The organism is Citrobacter sp. Cpo221 (assembly GCF_030332345.1).
Classification (GTDB): domain Bacteria; phylum Pseudomonadota; class Gammaproteobacteria; order Enterobacterales; family Enterobacteriaceae; genus Citrobacter; species Citrobacter portucalensis.
In genome coordinates this window covers 67583-87585 of record NZ_JAOWIA010000063.1, presented here as the reverse complement: position 1 = coordinate 87585, position 20003 = coordinate 67583, and the positions used below count along the sequence as shown (strand labels likewise).

The 20003-nt window shown below is 46.3% G+C and carries 29 protein-coding genes, 1 tRNA gene and 1 pseudogene; 11 read left to right on the top strand and 20 right to left on the bottom strand.

What is annotated here, in order from left to right:
• The 3 genes from OGY72_RS23810 to OGY72_RS23800 all read right to left on the bottom strand — a co-directional run.
• Window positions 1-280 (bottom strand): DUF2514 family protein (locus tag OGY72_RS23810; protein ID WP_502873603.1); only part of this gene is annotated, 280 nt, incomplete at its 3' end.
• Complete coding sequence (locus OGY72_RS23805) at window positions 277-825, bottom strand: lysozyme (RefSeq protein WP_286549949.1); 549 nt, start codon at window positions 823-825, stop codon at window positions 277-279. The genes OGY72_RS23805 and OGY72_RS23810, both read right to left, overlap by 4 nt.
• The gene (locus tag OGY72_RS23800; protein ID WP_001568784.1) at window positions 797-1075 is read right to left on the bottom strand and encodes a phage holin; all 279 of its coding nucleotides are present in this window, start codon (window positions 1073-1075) and stop codon (window positions 797-799) included. Before OGY72_RS23800 ends, OGY72_RS23805 begins: the two co-directional genes overlap by 29 nt.
• Window positions 1076-1820: 745 nt before the next feature.
• Between OGY72_RS23800 and OGY72_RS23795 the strand changes: the two genes are divergently transcribed.
• The gene (locus tag OGY72_RS23795; protein ID WP_217438796.1) at window positions 1821-1991 is read left to right on the top strand and encodes a YnfU family zinc-binding protein; all 171 of its coding nucleotides are present in this window, start codon (window positions 1821-1823) and stop codon (window positions 1989-1991) included.
• Window positions 1992-2398: 407 nt separating this feature from the next.
• Here the strand turns inward: OGY72_RS23795 and cspA are convergent, their stop codons facing one another.
• Window positions 2399-2614 (bottom strand): RNA chaperone/antiterminator CspA, encoded by a 216-nt coding sequence (gene cspA, locus OGY72_RS23790; protein WP_286549945.1) that lies wholly within the window; start codon window positions 2612-2614, stop codon window positions 2399-2401.
• A 296-nt stretch (window positions 2615-2910) separates the two neighbouring features.
• Between cspA and cspF the strand changes: the two genes are divergently transcribed.
• Together cspF and OGY72_RS24995 are read left to right on the top strand one after the other, a co-directional pair.
• The gene (gene cspF, locus OGY72_RS23785) at window positions 2911-3123 is read left to right on the top strand and encodes a cold shock-like protein CspF (RefSeq protein WP_071992552.1); all 213 of its coding nucleotides are present in this window, start codon (window positions 2911-2913) and stop codon (window positions 3121-3123) included.
• Between the two features lie 62 nt (window positions 3124-3185).
• Window positions 3186-3275, top strand: a complete 90-nt coding sequence (locus OGY72_RS24995; protein WP_420022586.1) for a hypothetical protein — start codon at window positions 3186-3188, stop codon at window positions 3273-3275.
• 134 nt (window positions 3276-3409) lie between these two features.
• Here the strand turns inward: OGY72_RS24995 and OGY72_RS23780 are convergent, their stop codons facing one another.
• The 13 genes from OGY72_RS23780 to OGY72_RS23720 form a co-directional block, all read right to left on the bottom strand.
• Window positions 3410-3841 carry an antiterminator Q family protein gene (locus tag OGY72_RS23780; RefSeq protein ID WP_050592541.1) on the bottom strand — a complete coding sequence of 144 codons (432 nt, stop codon included), beginning with the start codon at window positions 3839-3841 and terminating at the stop codon, window positions 3410-3412.
• Between the two features lie 14 nt (window positions 3842-3855).
• Window positions 3856-4896, bottom strand: coding sequence for a DUF968 domain-containing protein (locus tag OGY72_RS23775; protein ID WP_032943868.1), 1041 nt, complete (start codon window positions 4894-4896; stop codon window positions 3856-3858).
• Window positions 4893-5252 (bottom strand): RusA family crossover junction endodeoxyribonuclease, encoded by a 360-nt coding sequence (locus OGY72_RS23770; protein WP_032943869.1) that lies wholly within the window; start codon window positions 5250-5252, stop codon window positions 4893-4895. The genes OGY72_RS23775 and OGY72_RS23770 overlap by 4 nt, the downstream gene beginning before the upstream one ends.
• Window positions 5253-5254: 2 nt before the next feature.
• Complete coding sequence (locus OGY72_RS23765) at window positions 5255-5455, bottom strand: hypothetical protein (RefSeq protein ID WP_032943870.1); 201 nt, start codon at window positions 5453-5455, stop codon at window positions 5255-5257.
• A gap of 129 nt (window positions 5456-5584) precedes the next feature.
• Complete coding sequence (locus OGY72_RS23760) at window positions 5585-5830, bottom strand: hypothetical protein (RefSeq protein WP_048221170.1); 246 nt, start codon at window positions 5828-5830, stop codon at window positions 5585-5587.
• A gap of 43 nt (window positions 5831-5873) precedes the next feature.
• On the bottom strand, window positions 5874-6107 hold the full coding sequence (locus OGY72_RS23755; protein WP_032943871.1) for a DinI-like family protein: 234 nt from the start codon (window positions 6105-6107) through the stop codon (window positions 5874-5876).
• Window positions 6108-6335: 228 nt separating this feature from the next.
• Window positions 6336-7295: a YbgA family protein gene (locus tag OGY72_RS23750; protein ID WP_047357956.1), complete on the bottom strand. Its 960-nt coding sequence runs from the start codon at window positions 7293-7295 to the stop codon at window positions 6336-6338.
• A 256-nt stretch (window positions 7296-7551) separates the two neighbouring features.
• Entirely contained in the window at window positions 7552-7890 is a 339-nt protein-coding gene (locus OGY72_RS23745) for a DUF977 family protein (RefSeq protein WP_047358009.1), read from the bottom strand.
• Window positions 7891-7895: 5 nt separating this feature from the next.
• Window positions 7896-8312, bottom strand: coding sequence for a PerC family transcriptional regulator (locus OGY72_RS23740; protein WP_216144147.1), 417 nt, complete (start codon window positions 8310-8312; stop codon window positions 7896-7898).
• A 19-nt stretch (window positions 8313-8331) separates the two neighbouring features.
• Entirely contained in the window at window positions 8332-9072 is a 741-nt protein-coding gene (locus tag OGY72_RS23735) for an ATP-binding protein (RefSeq protein WP_047357954.1), read from the bottom strand.
• A 2-nt stretch (window positions 9073-9074) separates the two neighbouring features.
• A complete protein-coding gene (locus tag OGY72_RS23730) occupies window positions 9075-9875 on the bottom strand; it encodes a DUF1376 domain-containing protein (protein WP_216144152.1) in 801 nt (266 codons plus the stop codon).
• Between the two features lie 54 nt (window positions 9876-9929).
• Window positions 9930-10484, bottom strand: a complete 555-nt coding sequence (locus OGY72_RS23725) for a toxin YdaT family protein (protein ID WP_032943876.1) — start codon at window positions 10482-10484, stop codon at window positions 9930-9932.
• Between the two features lie 2 nt (window positions 10485-10486).
• Window positions 10487-10714 carry a transcriptional regulator gene (locus OGY72_RS23720; RefSeq protein ID WP_155021295.1) on the bottom strand — a complete coding sequence of 76 codons (228 nt, stop codon included), beginning with the start codon at window positions 10712-10714 and terminating at the stop codon, window positions 10487-10489.
• Between the two features lie 103 nt (window positions 10715-10817).
• Here OGY72_RS23720 and OGY72_RS23715 point away from each other — a divergent pair, with 103 nt between their 5' ends.
• The 7 genes and pseudogenes from OGY72_RS23715 to OGY72_RS23685 all read left to right on the top strand — a co-directional run bounded on the left by OGY72_RS23715 (window position 10818) and on the right by OGY72_RS23685 (window position 16967).
• A complete protein-coding gene (locus OGY72_RS23715; protein ID WP_101739839.1) occupies window positions 10818-11204 on the top strand; it encodes a helix-turn-helix domain-containing protein in 387 nt (128 codons plus the stop codon).
• An 864-nt stretch (window positions 11205-12068) separates the two neighbouring features.
• Window positions 12069-12209: pseudogene (locus OGY72_RS23710) on the top strand (hypothetical protein); the annotation flags it as partial.
• Between the two features lie 161 nt (window positions 12210-12370).
• The gene (locus tag OGY72_RS23705; protein ID WP_135107954.1) at window positions 12371-12709 is read left to right on the top strand and encodes a hypothetical protein; all 339 of its coding nucleotides are present in this window, start codon (window positions 12371-12373) and stop codon (window positions 12707-12709) included.
• Window positions 12710-12720: 11 nt separating this feature from the next.
• Entirely contained in the window at window positions 12721-13047 is a 327-nt protein-coding gene (locus tag OGY72_RS23700; RefSeq protein WP_032944383.1) for an RrF2 family transcriptional regulator, read from the top strand.
• Between the two features lie 141 nt (window positions 13048-13188).
• Window positions 13189-15660: a 3'-5' exonuclease gene (locus tag OGY72_RS23695; RefSeq protein ID WP_286549926.1), complete on the top strand. Its 2472-nt coding sequence runs from the start codon at window positions 13189-13191 to the stop codon at window positions 15658-15660.
• 70 nt (window positions 15661-15730) lie between these two features.
• The gene (locus tag OGY72_RS23690; RefSeq protein WP_071667664.1) at window positions 15731-15973 is read left to right on the top strand and encodes a DUF4224 domain-containing protein; all 243 of its coding nucleotides are present in this window, start codon (window positions 15731-15733) and stop codon (window positions 15971-15973) included.
• Window positions 15948-16967, top strand: coding sequence for a tyrosine-type recombinase/integrase (locus tag OGY72_RS23685; protein ID WP_286549923.1), 1020 nt, complete (start codon window positions 15948-15950; stop codon window positions 16965-16967). Before OGY72_RS23690 ends, OGY72_RS23685 begins: the two co-directional genes overlap by 26 nt.
• A 7-nt stretch (window positions 16968-16974) precedes the next feature.
• On the opposite strand, the gene OGY72_RS23680 is transcribed toward OGY72_RS23685, so the two are convergent.
• From OGY72_RS23680 to OGY72_RS23670, 3 genes are all read right to left on the bottom strand, one after another.
• Window positions 16975-17508: a hypothetical protein gene (locus OGY72_RS23680; RefSeq protein WP_206159623.1), complete on the bottom strand. Its 534-nt coding sequence runs from the start codon at window positions 17506-17508 to the stop codon at window positions 16975-16977.
• Window positions 17505-18779, bottom strand: a complete 1275-nt coding sequence (locus OGY72_RS23675; protein ID WP_286549915.1) for an AAA family ATPase — start codon at window positions 18777-18779, stop codon at window positions 17505-17507. The genes OGY72_RS23680 and OGY72_RS23675 overlap by 4 nt, the downstream gene beginning before the upstream one ends.
• A 230-nt stretch (window positions 18780-19009) precedes the next feature.
• Window positions 19010-19099 (bottom strand) — tRNA-Ser (locus OGY72_RS23670).
• Between the two features lie 93 nt (window positions 19100-19192).
• Here OGY72_RS23670 and mtfA point away from each other — a divergent pair.
• The gene (gene mtfA, locus OGY72_RS23665; protein WP_126317759.1) at window positions 19193-19957 is read left to right on the top strand and encodes a DgsA anti-repressor MtfA; all 765 of its coding nucleotides are present in this window, start codon (window positions 19193-19195) and stop codon (window positions 19955-19957) included.
• Window positions 19958-20003: the final 46 nt, after the last annotated feature.

Sequence of the window (20003 nt, the reverse complement as noted above, 5' to 3'; positions counted from 1 at the left end):
CTTCGGCGCGCAGCTGGCTAACAGTGGCAGACAAACCAGCAGCAGTAGCGGCCGATTTAGCGGCTTGTGCTTGTGCATCTCTTACAGCCTCATCACGGGCAATAATACGCCCTTGTTCAATCATGCGGGCTGCGGTCTGTGCGTTCGCTGTTTGCGATGATTCTACTCTGTCACGCTCGGCCCACTTCTTTTCCCAACCGCTGCTGCTCCATACACTACCCGCGATGAATGCAACGGCCACCAGCAGCGAAAAAACAATGAACTGATAGCGCAGGCTCACTGGTCTAGCCCCCAGCACGTCAGCGCGCTTTCCTGGTCTCGTCGTTCAACCTGCCCATAGCAACCATTCTTCTGGCCTTTGGTCAGACGACAATCGCGACCACCGTCTTTAATCCACCAGCGGATCGCTTCACAGGCTCCTTTACGGTCGCCAGCATTGATGCGCTTATAGAACGTAGACGGGAAGCATTTTCCGGGGCCGATGTTATAAGGGCAGAAAGAAGCGATACCTGCTTTCTGCGGCTCGGTCAGCGGAACTTTTATATTTCGTTCAACCCATGCCAGCGCCTTGTCGCGTTCAATGGCGTTCACCTGGGCACATTTCTCAGCTGACAGCTTCATGCCTTGAACTACTGGCTTACCATCAACCATCGTGGCGCCACGACAAATGGTCCATATACCAGAGCCGTCCTTGTACGCTGTTGTGCTGTTACCCTCTTTCTCATCCAGAAACTGATCGAGAATCACGGACGCGGAAGCCCCCGCAAGAATTAAACCAACGACCGCTGCGCTCAGCTTATTCCTCAGCTTTGGTGGCATACCCATTGCGCCGATCCTCCCGTTCTTTCCAGCGGAAATACCAGTTCACTGCACAGGTAATGACGGTGCATGCGATACCGACAATGATTGCCCAGTCGCTCAGGCTTAACCCTGCAATTCTGTCGGCCAACATCCAGGACACCTCTTTTGCTGTTTTAGCTGTTTCGGCATATGCCTTCGCTGATACACCGCAGCCGGTCAGCGTGGTGCCTGTTCCATATGAAAGTCTGCTGTAAATGGTGCTCATTCTGGTCATAACCTCACCTCCGATTTTTCGGATGGCGCTTTGTGTGATTAAAGGGTCAGACTTCACGGGCTGGATTTATCAACAAAGCACATAGCGGATGTTTCCCGTAAGTCTGCAACTAGTGAATATGTCTGAAATATCAGAGTGTTTATTAAAACAACTCGATAAGTGTGGTAAAATCTGGATATATACCTTTAATTCACTTTGTACCAATGATTACTAAACCCTGCCCCTTTTGCGGGAAACTGATCACCTTACATGCCTTGATGTGCCCACATTGCCAAACCGTAAACCCGTTTGTGAAGGCAGTTAAAAGAGAGAGATTTAAAAACGTTTGCCTCACCGCTATAGCGATCACCTTGGCAGGAGTTGTTATCTGGTTCTCTTTTTGAACATAAATTTATGTCGTTTGCACAAAATCCGACCAGCTTACCTATCATGCGAAACAAAGTCGGCTGGGACGAACAGGAGGGGAGAGTAAAATTCCGTTCAAATAAACAGTTCAAAAACAACATTGTTCCTGAGAGGAGAGTTCTCATCTGCCGGTTCTTTGCGAAACTGTTTTCTTAGTGCTATTCACCGCAAACACGACCTTCTCGGTAGATCATCACAATCAATCTATGCGCGTTATCTTACTAATGGGTATATCAATCCATTCACCGATATTTTTATGGGTCCCCTATCGTTTCATAAAATTAAGATTTCCTGGACAAATTAAGGTAAAGTGGAAGTCCATCCACTTAAGGGAAAGCCTATGTCAGAACGTAAAGACTCCAGATCACGCCGTAACTATCTTGTCAAATGCACCTGCCCAAACTGTACCCAGCAATCTGAACACAGTTTTTCAAGAGTACAAAAAGGATCCCTTTTAATCTGTCCTCATTGCAATAAAGTATTCCAGACGAATCAAAAAGAAGCAGCCTGAATCTGTTTGAGATACCGTTTCTCGTACAGAATCACTTCATCTGTATTTTAAGCTTGATTAAGCTACAGATAATAAAAAACCCGCTGGCTGCGGGTTTAGTATTTTCATATTAAATGAATAGTAATTATTGTGATATCTGGGAAAACTATCCCCTTGCGTACTTTATCGTGTAAAGCAAGTAGTCGGTCTCTGACCGTTAGACTTTTCGTGCAGTGAACCTACACTCAACAACAATGGTCAGTATACTTTCTCATTCAAGATTGAGATGAAATATGCTCACCGTTGCCTTTAATGCCGGATCAGTAACATTTTAACTCTACTGATCCAACAATACATCCATGACTTCTGTCAGTATGTCTACTCAGGCTTTAGCCGTCATCGTTATCGCATACTGACAAAAAAGGATTTTACTCTGTGATAGCTACGTTGCCAGCAACCGGGCCTTTAGCACCATTCTCAATGGAGAATGAGACTTTTTGACCTTCGAACAAGGTGCGGAAATTATCGCTCTGGATAGCAGAGAAATGTACAAACACATCTTTATTACCATCAGTAGGAGAGATAAAACCGAATCCTTTATCAGCATTAAACCATTTTACTAAACCAGTCATTTTATTTGACATTTTTATTCCTTAAATTGGCCTTCCGGCGAACATGGTTTTATTACAGAAACTACTTAGCGCTTAGTGGAGAGACTCAAAGAAGGGATAAATATACAACACCTGAAATGAGAACTGCTTTAGTAAACTACTTTGTATTTTGTCTGTTCTTCAAACCGACGCAATCATTAACGCATGGGCGTATGTAATAATCAATATTTATTTTAGCCATCCAGGTCTCACGATGGCCGAAAAGTATTTCTGGCATTATGTACAGGCATGTGTATAGTGCACCTCGTTATTAGCTTTAAGGAATTTTTTTGTCTCGTAAAATGACAGGAATTGTCACAGCCTTTGACTGCAAAAGCGGTAAAGGTCTAATCTCCCCCTCCGATGGCCGCATAGATGTCCAGCTTCACATTTCAGCTCTAAATCTCCGTGACTCAGAAGTACTCCTTCCCGGATTGCGCGTTGAGTTTTGTCGAATAAATGGTCTACGAGGCCCATCTGCAGCGAACGTGTATCTCTCATGACTTGTAGCTCAACCTGACTTCTGGAATCATAAAAGAGAATTTAAAAACAGGGAGAGTTTCATATGTATCCGAAAATCTATCTAAACGACTGGCTGACAGGTCTTAAGAGCTCATGCTGCACGCTGATAGTGACTATACTCCTTTTCATCTAACCTGTTAGTTTGCCGCGTTCTGCTGGCCCCAGCTTGAAAGCAGGGGCCAGGAATCATGGTGTCATCTGGAAAATACTGCAAAATCAAGCTGATGTTGCAATAAGTTGCGGAGCGAAATAACAATAGTTAACAGACTAAATAGCTTTTTGGAATTCCACAACCTTTTTTGCTTTATATGTGTCAGTATTTTTTTTCGTACATTCTATATCCATCTCCAGAGTTACATCCACCATCGCCAGGCAGCCTTCAATAAACCCCTCAGCAGCCTGCAGTCGCTTTAATACTTGCGTATGGGAAATTCCCAACTTTGTCCCCATAACACGAACGGGAATACAATGGATGTAATACCATTCAAGCATCACACATAAAAGAGGATCATGTTTCTTAAGCCTGGCCATAGCGCCATTAATAATTAACCCATCGTTATCACTGCATGACAATCTGGTTTTGCATGCCTGGGGCAACAGCCCCTTGAATCCTGCTGCTACTGGAGAATAGTTCACTCCTGAACTATCGCTTGCCACCCAACCGCCCCATCGTTTTAAAGCCATCTGAATATCTCGCATGTTATCTCCCCTATTCATGCCAGTACGCCGATTGCCAGCGCACGATCTATAACCCGAAACACAAGCATCAACTGGTCACCATATTTCGCTTCAAATGCCACAGGATCAGCATGCAACTCATCGTGATGTTCTCTGCACAGTGGTATAACAAACAAGTCGTGCGCCTTTGTTCCCATCCCCCCCTGTCCATGGCCAATCAGGTGATGCGGATCATCTGCCGGCCGCCTACAGCTTTCGCAGGGTTGAGTTTTAATCCATGCCAGATATCGTGGGGCCGTCCAACGGATCCGCTTTGGACGTTTCATATAGGTTTGCGGGGACTCAGGATCGACCAGAACACCAACTACGGGCTTAACCGCAGGCACCTGCGCTGGCGGCATGTTCACGGTTACTGTGCTGGCTTTGGCTGTAATGATGCTGGTGGCGGTTACACTCGGTTCAATATCGCATTCACGCATAACTGACTGACGTTCTTCCGGAGGAATACGAAGCGCCCGGCTGGCTACTGATTCGGGAATTGCGTCGCAAACCCCCATACGCACAGCCCACCAGCATAGCTCCGCCAGCGACAGTTCTCTTGAAGGATCCTGATTCAGCGCCACCATGATGCTGTTGATAATCCAGCTAATAACATTACATCTCGCCAGCTCTGCAAGTTGTTCGCTGTAGTGGTCGCGCAAATGGTTATCACAATGTCCACACAGAAGAACCGATCCGGGTTCATGGCGCAGGATGGTTAACTCGTGATAATGGTAATCGCTGTGTGGCCACTGACAGCATTGGCCGCCATAACGCATAAGCCAGTAATCAAGGCCACTCAAACCACCAGCAGCCCTAATAACTTTTTCATCCAGGAAGAACGGTCGCAGGGACTCGTCACACGCAAGCGGCTGGCGAACGTCAGGAACACGTCCAGCAGGTAACCGTTCCATCCCTGCTGGCTGGCTTTCCACCAGTACACGCTCAGAACTGAATAATGACATCAGCTCACTGCCCGGCTTGAGCAGCACAATTCCAAGCTCACGCGCAACCACCGGCTTCAGCAGCGCCCTCATTCTGCAATCTCCCCGATAATTATTTGTCCCTTCTCTCCCCATAATTTTGTGACGCGTGAATCCCAGATGTGCGCGTCATCTTCGTAAATAGCATCCATCAGGGCTTTCATCATGTTGTCGAAATCAGGTTTAGCCTGGTGTGGTTTACCGTTGAACTCAGCCCGTTTCTTTTTACTCCAGCTCGCAGGCATCGGAAGAATGAAGGTGACATGCGAACCGCTTTCCGCCAGCTCTACACACTGCAGACGAACTTCATCACAGAAAGCCCGGTAACGCAGAACCTCGGGGCGCTTTTTCCATTTGTCAGCACGCGTCATTCTGGGCTTGCCCATTGGGGTGATATCGTAGACTTTCACATTCACCTCCAGATCCGTTGTTGCCAGGTTCTGTCCTGACGAGGAGGCTTAGATACTTCCGGCAAGAACGCGCTGATCGTCCAGTGAATAAAGTCATTATCCAGACTACGCTTGGTCTTAATCTGCTTTGCTTTATAGCGGGCTTCCAGTTCGTCAGCCTGCTCAGTGGTGAGTTGTGTATGTTGAAACCAGCTTTTCTTCATAACGCACCTCTGGATGCGGCAAAAAGAAAATCGCTGGCGTTAGTTAACGTCAGTATGTGGGATTGCTTGAATTGATCTTGCGCCATGGGGCTTTTCTCCTGTGGCGCAGCAGGTATAGGTTGTTCAGGCCTATGACGGGAGTGTAACAGAATTCTGGGTAACGCGATAACCAGCCCTTTCCAGCATCTGAGTAAATAACGTAGGTGTACCAATAATTTCATTATCCTGAAGAGGCATGAAAGACACCATGCTACCGCGACGGTACATCAGTGCGCGCTCACACTCAGGAAATGATTGCAGTCTGGCAACGATGACTCCATCGTGACATCTGATGACTGCGTAGCCTTTTTTGGGCAATTCTACTTTTTCTTTCACTTAAACTCCCCCATGCAATCGGGATAAAGTAATACCCAAAAAACTAATAAAACCAGTCGTCAGCGCTTTCCCAGGTCTCCTGGAGGATTTCCTCCACCTTCGTTTTATCGCCCTTATCGCCACCAAAAACTGTCAAGCTATCACCGCCAGCCGTGCGGATAACTAGAGAACAATTTCCATATTGATTCTGAAGTCGCTTAAGCAGCTCTTTCTCAAGTGCGGGTATGGCTCCGCGCGGCAGGTCTTTTGATTTGTTGATCGTAAGTTCTACCTTCATAATTCCCTCTACACCAAATACTGTACATTCATACAGTATACCTATTGAATCTCATATTCAAGTGGTTAATAGCACTTTTTGCCAAAGCCATGCCGTTGTATACACTGAGCTTTTCCTAGCATTAGGGATTAACTAAATCTGAGTGGCAACACTGTATAGATAAGAAAAAACCCGCCGGAGCGGGTTAAAGATCCAGAGATTAAATAGTTTAAAGGCTGTATTCAAAAACTAATTAACCATCAGGCGTAGGGCTAAATCATTCGGGTAGGGGTCAAAATAGTTCTGAGTAAGCAAATAGCGATCTGGATATTCAGCCAGATAGTGCTTTAGCAAAGTAAGTGGAGCGAGTATCGGCAAGAGTCCACTGCTATAGTTGAGAATAACGTCACGCAGTTCTCCGCGCTGACGTGTATTCAACTGGTTACGGAAGTATCCCTGGATGTGCATCAACACGTTGGTATGGTTTTTCCGTGAGGACGGCTTCTTGAGGATTGCCATTAACTTTTCTCGGTAAAGAACAAAAAATGCTTCCAAATCATTCCACTCATGCATCGAAGCAACAAAAGGCCCAATTTCACGATAGCCTGCTTGGTTATGAGCCAAAAGCTGGAGCTTATAGCGACTATGGAAACTAAGTATCCCATGACGCGTAAGGCCATTAGCCCTTAAGATGTTAAGTTCATTGAGAGCAAAGATGCGCTCGACAAAATTCTCCCTCAGTACCGGATCGTGCAAACGTCCATCTTCCTCAACCGGCAACCACGGATATGCTTCCATTAACGCACCAGTAAAAAGGCCCGTGCCTTCTTTCCGCCCACGATTTCCCATTTCGTCATACAACCTCACTCTCTCCATACCGCAACTCGGTGATTTGGCACAGACAATAAAGCCAGACAAGGTGCTAAGCCCTCGGATATATGGAGTTGTGAATTCAGTCATTTTGTCAGTTATATCCTCACCAGGCTCGTGACTAAAACGCATGCGAATATAACCTTCATTGGTTTGAACCAGGCGCAATGCTGGGCGGGGAACAGATAAACCAATGGACATCTCCGGACAGACAGGCTTGAAAGTTACCCACTGAGCCAGTTCATCCATCGCAAACCCCATTCGTTTATGGCCGCCGTCGAACCGCACAGCTGTTCCGGTCAAGCATCCGCTAATCCCGATAGCTGGTTGAGTGTTCATATCGATACCCTCGTTAATTCAATGCCCACTTCGCGAAAGGAAAATCGTGACTGTTCAAATGATAATACCTAATCTATTTATATCATTCTTATTACAGATAAGCATAACCATGAGGACATCGCCAGCGTAATGAAAAGGAATCAGATAGAGCCGTAAAGTTGAGGTTCCTTCACTCATCCTTAAATCTTACGCCTACCACTAGCAGGACATGCTCAACGTCGAGTAGTGAAAGCCATGTTCCGCCGTTTTTCGGTTGTCATGCTGGCATCCTCCCCACGATATCTATAACCCGGCGCATAACTGCACTTCCCCGAAAATCTGCAGGTAACTCAATAACAGGTTTACTCGATCCGTATGAAAAACGCTGGAGATCGAAATCAATCACAGCCTTCCGATCCCTGAACAAACCAAGACGACCGTAACGAATGAGTTCGCCGCGTTCGGCTGCGACGCGGAAATACTTCTCAGCAGTCTGACGATGCAGCGACAACATCTGTGATGCCTCGCTAACGGTTAAGCGTCCACGGATTTTCACCTCTTCAATGATCACCCGAATAAGTGCCGCCTGCTCTTCTGGTGTATTTGGTCTTGGCATGCTGATCATCTCCGGGCCATACGTAGACATTCATTACGTTGCTGCGCTATACGTGACACTTCAGCTGAACTACGGGCAATGTCTAACATGTCGGTATATACCTTTGCCGCGCGCCGCCAGAGTCCCCGTGACTTAAGGTCTTTCGCCATTTTCTCCGCTAATTGCGTTTCAGCCGGATCGCTTTTCTCTTCCATGAAGGGCAGCTTTACGTCAGGTAATTCTGCATCCGGAGAGATGTTATAAACATACTGAGTTCCGTTGTGAGTGCGCAGGACTGTGCCGCTGAGAGTCAGCGCGCGCAGAAACTTACCAGCGGTACCGGATGGAATATCCAGCGCTTCACACACATCACGTAATACGCAGTTCGGGGTATGGCGTACCACTATCGCTACCCGATCTTTCTGAGAGATTTCTATGGTCATTGGTCAATACTCGTTTTGGTTACTTCACGACCCGTAAGTGGGTCACATTTTTTCGATAACTTCCCCAGGCGAAATTTACCCAGATACCGTCATCCATGGTTAAGCGGTCCATGACCCGCTCACCCAGAACTTTTGATAATTCGTCATAATTCAGGTTTGTAAGTACCCCCACTGGTTTCATTGACGCCATACGGCGATCGATTATCTGATTAAGTAATACCCACTCATTGCGCGTATCACGTTGAACACCAACCTCATCAAGAACAAGCAAATCAACCTTGCACAAATCATCCAGCAAATCGGACTCAGACTGGCCCTCGTCATAGCACTTGCGGGTGCGAAGCATCAAATCAGGTATTGTCACGACCAGAACGGAATAATCGTGCTGAAGCAGGTAGTTCCCGATTGCCGCGGCAAGATGATTTTTCCCTGTTCCGCAACTGCCGCTGAATATAAAACTGGTAAAGCCATTCCCAAAGTTATGGGCGTAGCTCTTTGCCATCGTCAGCGCGTGTTTCTGCCCGTCGTTGCTCACCTGGTAATTTGCAAATGAGCACCCCCTGTGCAACTCGCAGATCCCTGAGCGCCCAAAAATCCTTTCTGAACGGTTACGCTGATTTTGTTTTTCCAGCTCAGCTGCGCGCTTTCGCCCTTCTTCCTGCTGCCAGGCCATTAACTCCTGACTGCTGGTAAATTTCGGCTGAACACCTGCAGGCATGAGATTACGCAGACGGCCAAGCAAATCATGCGTCGATTTCATCATTACCCCCTGAATCCCGGCGGGATCTGAGTGTCAGGTAGTGAAACGCCAAAGCCAGCCTGTCGACGTGTACCTGCCGATGGTGAGGAAGATTTGGCGCGTGATGTTTTCAGGCTGGAAGCAAAAGTCTGTTCCCACTGGATGTGATGTTTAACTTTCCCTTCGCATTTCCAGTAGTCCCGGAACTGCTGTAATTCGACGGCGGTATACCCTGGTAGATCCCCAAGATTTATTCCCCACTGCGCAGCCTGGCGTACAAAGTCATCACCAGGTGTCCAGTCATCTGTAATCGGAAATTTGCCTATGGGAGGTAAAAAGCCACCTGGCGCGTATAACTCTCTCTCTTGGTTTTCTTTTAGATCTGTATCTGTATCTGGATCTTTATTAGTTGGGTTTCCGTTGGCGTTCTGTTTCAACGGCAGCTCAACACCCGTTGAACACCCGTTGTTATTTTGTTGGTTATTCGCTCCTTTTTTAGCTTTTCTCGCCTGAGCGGATGCTTTTCCAGCTGCTGACTTTTGGCTGATTGAGTTTTTAACCGCCTCCAGATCACGCTCTATACGCTCCTGTACCCATTCGGTACCGTTATCGTTAAAAAACTCTTTCAACGAAGGTTCAACGGCATCCCAACGGTCGTTACTCAGCCGTGCAATTTTCGATAGTCGGTTTTTGGGGATCGGGCGACCTGTTTGCCAATAATTGAACATCAGTAGCAGGTATGCGCCATGCTCTTCTGTAGACAGATGCATGGTGTCCGCCAGGTAATCAGCAATGTAAAGTTGCATGTAAGGCAGAGCTGCCATGTTTACTCCCTTGTCCGGTTTCCCGGCGCGTAATGGTTATTGCTCAAAACTCGATTAAAACAATTGCGGCGCTACGGCGCTTAAACTCGCCAGTAGTGGTCCCGCCGCATCAGCTGGTAACATGTTGAACAAAGCGATTGCTGCTTCACGAATTTCCTTCTCCAGTTTCTGTAACGGAGCGCCGATTAATTTCGCCTGATGTGCCTCACTGCATTCTTTGATAGCGTTGGCCACCAGCTCCGCTTCTGTGCTCGCATTACTTAACCCGTGCTTCCTGGCAATCTGAACTGGCATAGCAGCAATGATTGAACCTGACAGCTGCATAACGTAAGCCGTATACTTTTCTGACCCTCCTTCGTTTTTCAGATATCGGAATAAATTCTGCTTATTAACAGCAATTCCGCGACCATCTGCTTTGGCCCACTCTTCAGCCACCAGCTGAGCGATCCGCTCCTGTGCCTGTCCTGGTAATGTCGATTCCCATTCACGAACAGCTGCCAATATGACGCGGTGCTGAATGCTGTCGCGGCGCTGGGGTTTAAAATGATTTTGCGTTTTCAACGGAACAGCTAAGCGTTGGCTATTATGTTGGTATGTTACTGATTGCATGATTAAGCCTCCTTTTGAGGTAAACCATCAGTGGGGTTTGGATAAAGATCAGGACGAAGCTCATGTGGAATCACTCCCGTCGCTTGAAAAACAGGTAATACATGACTTGGTGGAACTATTCCCTTATGGCGGTGCTTCCAATGGCTAATCGCCATAGGTGATAAGCCAATTTTCTTGGCCAAACTGCTCGCTCCGCCTGCTGTCGTAATGGCTTTCTCAAGTGCGTTCATGAATTGCTCCAATAGTTAACACACAGAGATTAAACATTATGTTTATATATGTGTCAACTTTTTGAAGGTGTGGAAATTTAAACTATTTGTTTAGAATCACGATATGAAACCGAAAACTCACCAAATAGATCACCCTCAAGTCCGGCGCCTTAATGAGCTGATGGATTTAAAAGGGGCAACCAAAGCGGATCTTGCTCGTGTGGCTGGCGTAAGCCCTCAGTCGGTCAACAATTGGTTTGCTAGAGGCACATTAGGTAAAAATTCGGCGCTAAAAATAGCTGAAGCTTTTGGCGTGTCAGTAGCTTGGGTACTAGGCGAGGAAGTAGATGAATCGCTTGGACTGAAAGAAAAAGAACTAAGGTTACTAAAATTATTCAATCAATTACCAGAATCTGAACAAGATCGCATGCTGGATACTTTTGAGTTGCGTCTAAAAGAAATTGATGAGTACGTTGAAAAATATCTTCGTGGACGGTTTAAAAAAGAATAAAGGCTAGAGTGATGGCAAGTCGCTCTAGCCTTTTGTACGTTTCAACTTATAAGATTAAGTCGATCAATCGCAAAAATGCGACAATGAACTCAAGCACTGCAATAAATGCAGAGATCAAATTGTTCATCCGTTGCCCTTTCTTAAGAGCGTGGTCGTCACTACCTTACCTTTACATTACCTGTCAGCATGACGCGCCATTCACCAAGAACGACAATCCACACACCTCGGCCAAGGCATCACTAAGTGCCACCTTACTGACCAGGAATTTGATCTCACAATCAGTAAAACTCATTTATTCGTGCTTGGCGTTACTCACCGACCAAGATGAGCAACCATTTACCCTCTCTCTCGAAAGGGCCGAGTTTTGACCAATGACCACTATAAGCGAGCCTGAATTGAGAAACCTGAGCCACTGTATGGGATTTCTTGGAAAAACTATTTTTACATATGTCTCATAAGGTTAATACTGGTTATTCATACAGAATATTGATTCAGCATATACTTACATGTAGCCTGTAATCTCACCAAGAACGACATTTCAAATCAGAGGCCATCTGAATGCCAATCAGGTGCCCTCCCAAAAGCCCGCATTTTATGCGGGCTTTTTTTATTACTATCTCTCCGTCAAGACACTTTCCACCCCACCATATAAACAAATTATTTAACCCCATCAACTCATTTAGTTGACACGAATATAAACTATGTGTTTAATTACAACCAACGACAATCAGTCATCAAGGCAGGACGCCCACGAAGTAGCTGCCGGCGGCATACGAATCACCGGATGAGATGACAGGCATTAACACGCAGCAGGTTCAACGTTCCGCCAGCCTGGCGACAAGGGCAACGCAAGAGGATAAATCCATGATCGATTTCGCACGTAAACCAGTGCGGTGTCAGGCCGTACATCTAAATCGCATCGAAGTAATCATTCGACTGATTTGCTACATGCTCGCCCAGAAGGGTGACCCGTCTGCCGACCAACAGACTGCAGTTCGTTCATAACGAGTTTGACCAATGGCTGTTGCCAGCCTCATGCCCGGTGCACAGGGCATTGTGATGGTAATACCACCATCGTAACCAAACAGGAGACGAAGACCTGTTCTGGTTAAATTGGAAAAGTGTTCTTTGCCCGTCCCGTGGCGGGCTTTTTTCCGGAGGTTTTTATGTCAGCTAACGATCTGGCATTGCGCTTCAGCAGCGCACCAGCCGAGGCATTAATCGGGGTTTTGCCTGTTCTGGAAGTAAAAGAAGCATTACGTGAAGAAGTTGAAAGTGATGTGATGGATGAAGTCTGGACTGAGCACAACTTTGAAATGGAAGCGATGGGTGAACAAGTTGACGAAACAGCCAGGCTCGCTCGTAAGTTTGAATGTGCGGCTGAAGCTCTTGGAACGGCGATCAAACTTGCTCTGACTCTTCCACATAATGAGGCAATGCAGGTTCTGAATGACGCCTTAAACGATAACCCAGGATACGGTCGCGAACCGGCAAAGGATGCATGATGGAGTTTGGAATGAAACGCGTGGTGGCTTCTGTTCAGGTCGTTGCAATCCTCAACAGGATTTACAACGGCAGTCCGGTTTCCATCGCATCAATCAGCAAGGAATCAAAGCTGTCTGTGTCTTACCTCGAGCAGATTTTCTCGAAGCTGCGCAGCAGTGAAATTGTTACCAGTCAGCGTGGCGCCGGTGGCGGGTACCATCTTAGCAAAGCAAACCCCAGTGTGGCTGACGTTGTTCGCGCCGTTACTCACACGCCTGATTCATTTGAACCCGTGCTGAATGCTCTGGAGTGGGTCCCCGTCGCACAGCTGGCGCAGGGAAAATCCCCTACCCCATAAAGCACAAAACCCGCGCAAGGCGGGTTAAGTACCCGGTCAGCCGACCAAAGCTTTCCGGAACGAGTTTTGACCAATAACCACTACCTTAGGCGGCGATCATCAGCTGCCGGGTATCTTACAATCCAATGGAGCCCGAACGCAATGTTAACGTATGCGTATCTTATTAAAGCCAAAGCGAAAGCAACTGAGGCAAAAAACCTGTTTTGCTGGTTCTCTGCGAAATCAGATTCCCGTGCAGAACGCGAAATCCTCAATATTCTCGAAGACAACGATATTGCCGTCGGTCGTGGCGCCGACTATCAATCACCTGTCCGCACCAACTGGTTTGTTGTTGACGATCTGCCTGAGGAAAGCACACTTGATGACACATGGTGCGATCGTTACGAGCTGGCAGAAGACCAGCTGACGTGGCAACTGAAACAGAAGCCGGATAATGAAAATCTGGAGGCTTCCAGCCAGCAAAAACCTGAAACCTCCAGTGCCAGTGTACCCACCAGCGATGCGCCAGCATTGCTCCGCCCCATATCTCGCCTGCGCCTGTCTCAGCGGCTGATTGCGCACCTGTTAAATGACGGTGAAGAGAAGGAAATCAGTGAAGCGCGGCACGTCCAGATCGGACAAATGGAACTGGACGAAAATGATCTCTATATACAAAACCTGTTACTGGCCGTTGCAAATGTACCAGCGGCGAAAGAGCTTTCTGCTCATGTCGAGTGGAACCTGGCAAACGCAATAAAAGAAGTCTTCGACCGTGAGCAGGTCTATGCCATTGCTTCATTTGAGGAATTTATTACCGAATGGATTGCGGAACCGAAAGCGCGGACTCAAACCGTGCAGGAGTGGGTTAACGATAAGAAAGCACGAATTGTGGGTGATGAGCCCACCGTTCCACCTGTAACGCCAGAACTCATTACCGTTGCGACTCTCCCGCTACGCCAGCGCCTTTTAGCTCAGTTTATTTCTGATGAATATGCTTACCATATTGATACTGAACAGAAGAAAACCATTCAGGAACTTGAGCTGGATGTGGATAACAGCTACGTGCAAAATCTGCTGCTTGCCGCCGAGAATGTAGAACCATTCAGGAAAGCGCCAGAGATCGATATCTGGAAAATTGTCAGCGCGCTAAAAACTATTTTCCCGGTTGATGGTAAACGAGTGGATCTGTCTACCGTAATTCAGTTCTTTAAGGCCTGGTTCAGTACTGAACACATTGACCGCGGGTTGCTGGTTAAAGAGTGGTGTAAGGGCAATCGTGTGTCACAGATTCAGCGCTCTGATGCAGGAACCAACGCTGGTGGTGGCAATAAGACCGATCGTAACCCGGAACTTGTCCACACGCTGGACACTCTGGACATTGATATTGCGCTGGCCACACTTCCAATGGATTTCAACATCTACGATATTCCGGGTGGCGTTTTCCGTCGTGCAAAAGAGATCATTGCTAAAAACGAAAGCCCGTTCAAAGAGTGGTCCGTCGCCCTGCGCAAACGCGCTGGCATCCTGGATTATTCCCGTGCCGCTATTTTCGCGCTTATTCGCAGTGCAGAAGAAAATGCTCACCATTTCCCGGAACTGCTGAGCCGTTACATCAATAAGAACCTGACTGAAACCGACCACCAGCACCCAACTGAAGAAACCCTGGCGGCAGCCGGTCACGTGCCAGAAAAAAGCTGGGAAAACGAGATTAACGAGAAAGTCACAGCTGAACAGAAGGCAGGAGCCGAACAACCAGAAATCGCCAACATGGGCAACGGCGTGTTCTCCATCGATGGCCTGATGGGGAACCAGCAAGCGCCAGCGCTTTCTGTCGTAGACCAGGTACGCCAGCGTGCCGTCGAGGATAAGTTACATCATACCCATACAGAGGAAGCCACCAGCGATGTGCAGATGGAAGAAACTGACAACAACGAAATCAAAGCTAATCCTGAAGTGTCTCAGAGCGAAACAGCAGTTTTGCCAGTTAAAAGCGCTGATGCAACTGGTGACGCGTCAGCTTCCCTGAATAATGAACCCGTTCACCATATTGAAACGGATCCCCTGAACGCTTTCTATACTCACCTGATGGTTGATATGGAAACCATGGGCAACGGTCCTGATGCCCCAATAGTCTCTATCGGCGCTGTATTTTTTGATCCTTCAACTGGTAACACTGGCGCCGAGTTTTATCGGGTTGTCAGTCTTGAATCATCGATATCGTTTGGGATGAAACCGGATGCGTCGACGATTCAGTGGTGGTTGAAACAATCATCTGAAGCCCGCTCTGCCATTCTTGTTGATGAAGCCATGGGGTTGCTTGAGACCCTCGAACTCCTGGCTGACTTTATTGCTGAAAATGCTGCTAACGGTAGTCACACCGTTCAGATGTGGGGTAATGGATGCTCGTTTGATAACGTCATTCTTCGCCGCGCATACGCGTTAACAGATACCCCCTTCACTGTTCCGTTCTGGAATGACAGGGACGTAAGGACCATGGTTGAACTGGGCAAATCTGTCGGCATCAACCCACGCTACGACATCCCGTTTGAAGGTGACATGCACAATGCACTTTCTGATGCCCGGCATCAGGTCAAATACGTATCAGCAATCTGGCAACGTCTGACCGCAAATTGATTTTCTAATTTCACAATTTATGGATCCTGCCTGGTATGTTTTTACAGGCAGGCCATCAGAGAGATGAGCTATGCACGAACTTACACTGTCTCCTCAGGAAATTGCAGAAATTACTGGCTATCAGCGCTACACCCACCAACAGCGACAACTGCGGTGTCACGGCATACCGTTCACCACTGATGGGCGGAACCGCCCAATTGTATTGCGCAGAAGTATTGATCCCGGAGTTTCTGAATTACCTAAGGTCGATGAATATGTTGCACTTGAGCCAAATTACGACGCAATCAATGGGCAGACCAAGAAAAGATCCTAAAGACAAGCACCTCCCGCCACGCGTAACTAAAAACCGTTATAGCTATGTGTGGAAGCCAAAAGGAACAAAACAAAGCGTAACTCTTGCTCCTATTACCGGGACAAGTATGTCCCGGCTATGGGCGCGTTATGAGGAAGAAAAATCCAAGCGTTCAGACGTAATGACATTTACTAAATTATGGAAGTTATTCACCAGTAGCCCGGCTTTTGCTGAACTGGCTCCGCGGACACAGACTGATTACAGGTCGTATGAAAAAAACCTAGTCCCAGTTTTCGGGAATATGCGAGCAGATGACATAAAAATTGAGATGGTCAGGATCTATATGGATAAACGTGGCCAACGCAGTATTAACCAGGCAAACCAGGAACTCGGCGGGATGTCGCGTGTTTTCTCATGGGGATATGAACGAGGGTACGTGAAAGGAAATCCGTGCAAAGGAGTACGCAAGTTCTCTTTAAAAGCCCGTGACGTGTACGTGACAGACGAAGAATATCAGGCAATTTATGAAGAGGCGGCACCAGCTCTCCGGGTTGGCATGGAGATATCTTACTTATGTGCGGCTCGCGTTTCGGATGTTCTTTCTCTCAAATGGTCGCAAGTAAGCGAGGAAGGCATTTTTATCCAGCAGGGAAAGACCGGGACTAAACAAATAAAAGTCTGGACTGAACGGCTTCATAACGCCATCGAACTTGCAAAAACTCTGGGTGGGCGGGAAACGGTTATCTGTAGCAGCAAAAAAACTAAATACTCGAAAAGTGGGTTTAATGATCTGTGGGAAACCGCAAGGGAAGCAGCAGGAAAAAAACTAGATAGAAAACTGCCGTGTACTTTTCATGATCTCAAAGCCAAGGGAATATCAGATTATGAAGGGTCAAGTAGAGACAAACAATTATTTTCAGGACATAAAACAGAAAGCCAAGTGTTGGTTTATGATAGAAAAATCAAAAGATCGCCAACATTAGATCTAGCCCCAGTTGATAAAACTGCCCGCTAGGGCAGTTTTAAAACACAGTGAATACATTGCGTAAGTCAGTTAGTACCTCTCGGCAAATATGTCGTTCGTCAGTAATCACAGAGTTTATGTGTTGAAGTGTTATATACTCTTCATACCATTCTTGAGTTACAACATTTCTCAAATTATAAAACCTATGAAATGAATCTTTCGCATCCTGTGAATTGATGAATTGTTGATTATGGCCCATTAACCTCATTAAAAACCCCTCCAAACATAGTGGTGAGGATTGAATGATTTTTATGTCCCTATTCCTAGCCGCAGCTAAAGCGTCATTGGGTATTGCAAGATCTGAATCAATAAAGACAACTCTTTTATCAAAACCACCTGCGTGGTTTATAGCTGCCATTATCGCGGATTTCGGCCCCCCGCCACCAGCATCATCCAGTCTAACACTAAATCCTGCGGCCCTAGTTGTTAAAAGGCGTTTCAAACAATCAGCAAATCTTTTGTCAGTTATTCCTTCGCACATTAATAGCTTAGTTCGTTCAACTCCACGCCTTGCACGTCTGGGCTTGGTCATAAATCTGGTACTCCACCAAATGCACCCGCCAAATATTTAGCTGCAATGTTATCATCGACCCGAGCTTCACTGGATGGGAAATCATCAAGTCGGTAACATTCACTTTTATTGAACTTTTTCTCAGTAATCAATACCCGATATTTACCCAAGTAATTGATCAGCTCAGGTTTATGGCAAGTAAAAATCAACTGCGCATGTAAAGGATTTGTTTCTTTACTGATGAATAATTCCAATATGGGTTTAACCATATGTGGGTGTAAGTCATCACCAAGTTCATCAATAAAACATGCCGTCCCCTTTTTCAGGCATTGCATTATATTGTGTAACCTGATAAATGCACTTTGTGTTCCAGCAGATTCGAAAGCAAATGGCAACTCAAATTTAGTACCATCTTCTTTTTCATGAACACCATTCAAAAGGTAATAAACATCCTTCTCACCATTTATGTCAACCTTCTCTTCTTTCTCTATAGTTATATCATCTAAGCCTAAATCCCATTTGCGTAGAATATTTTTAACACTTTTGAACGCTATAGGATTATCATATAAATCCTCAGCTGTGGCTCCTAAATCTTCATAATCATAGCTATACCTTCCCATTGCATTTACGTTGGTGGTATTGCTCATTTTTTCAGCTATGTTGATTGCTAAGGGAACTCCCACACGCCTAGCAGCAGAAATTATACTTGTATTAGCAGGTGTTCTTTTACCCTCTTGAATACCTAAAGGGAAAAGTTCAGCCTTTTCAATATAATCATACTTTATTGTTTTTAATAGTTCTTCAACCTCTTTAGGGCTAAATTCATCACTACTTTTATCTAATTGATTTTTATATTTTTTCTTATCTAACTTTCTTTTGAAAACATATATATTTTTATTGTTTTCATTCTTTACATATAGCTCTTCTTTTATTACAAAATGATCACAGGCAGTGACAATATATGTGTATACTTTTCCATCTAGAACAAAGCATATTTTAATCATCCCTGGATTTACATATGGCCGATTAATGTTTAAATACAAATAATCAGTTACTTTTGCTGGTATAGACCAAAAAAACCAACTCAAAAAGGACATCGGCTTAAGGAGTGTTGTCTTGCCAGAGGCATTCGCCCCCATGATAGCAGTGATCAAATTGACCTTGTGTCCGTCAACATCTACCCACAATTCTTTTTTCTTATCCTTAGCTGTAGTCGTAAGGTCAACGAATCCTCCTTCATCTTCAAAGCTACCGATATTCTTAATCTCATACCAAAGTATCGCGTTAGCCATAACCCCTCTTTTCATACAAAAAAACGTTCAAAAGCATTACATGCTGAGTTTATAGTAGGAGACGTATATGGCAAGAAAAAAAATACAGACAGCATTTTATGACAAAATACTAATCCTTGATTTGTAGTAATGGGGTAATGTGTAAGAAGGGATATACCAAGAAAGTATACCAACACCATACCAAGTGTGACGTGAGTCGTTGAAAGGAATTGAGCTAAGTGTTTGAATAGTGGCGGAGAGAGGGGGATTTGAACCCCCGGTAGAGTTGCCCCTACTCCGGTTTTCGAGACCGGTCCATTCAGCCGCTCTGGCATCTCTCCGTTTTGGCGGTTGCCATGATGCCAGGTAATTTGGCATTTTAACAGACCCCGTTCCGTCAATTTCGTTCAAGTGACGAGTTTGCGAGCAAAACGATGATTAAGTGGCCCTGGAAAGAGCAAGAAACAACCCGGAGTGACGACTGGCCGTGGGACGACGCCCTGGCTATTCCTCTTCTGGTGAATCTCACCGAGCAAGAACAAGCCAGGCTTATCGCCCTGGCCGAGCGCTTTTTACAGCAAAAAAGACTGGTAGCGCTTCAGGGGTTTGAACTTGACCCACTGAAAAGTGCGCGCATTGCGCTGCTTTTCTGTTTACCTGTTCTGGAATTAGGGATCGAGTGGCTCGACGGGTTTCATGAAGTTCTCATCTACCCTGCCCCGTTTGTCGTAGACGATGAATGGGAGGACGATATTGGGCTGGTGCATAATCAACGCGTTGTACAGTCCGGGCAGAGCTGGCAACAAGGTCCGATAATCCTTAACTGGCTCGACATTCAGGATTCTTTTGATGCCTCCGGCTTTAATCTGATCATCCATGAAGTGGCACATAAGCTTGATATGCGTAATGGCGACCGTGCCAGCGGTGTTCCGGCAATCCCCCTGCGCGATATCGCCAGTTGGGAGCACGACCTGCATGCCGCAATGAATAACATTCAGGATGAAATTGATCTGGTCGGTGAAACCGCGTGCAGTATAGATGCCTACGCAGCGACCGATCCTGCCGAATGCTTTGCCGTTCTATCGGAGTATTTCTTCAGTGCCCCTGAATTATTTGCACCACGTTTTCCGGCCTTATGGCAACGTTTCATTCAATTTTACCGCCAGAACCCCATGGAGCGGTTACGCGATACCCGCTAAGGTGGCCATTGTCGCTCACCAAATGTGCATTAACGCTGAATTTGAA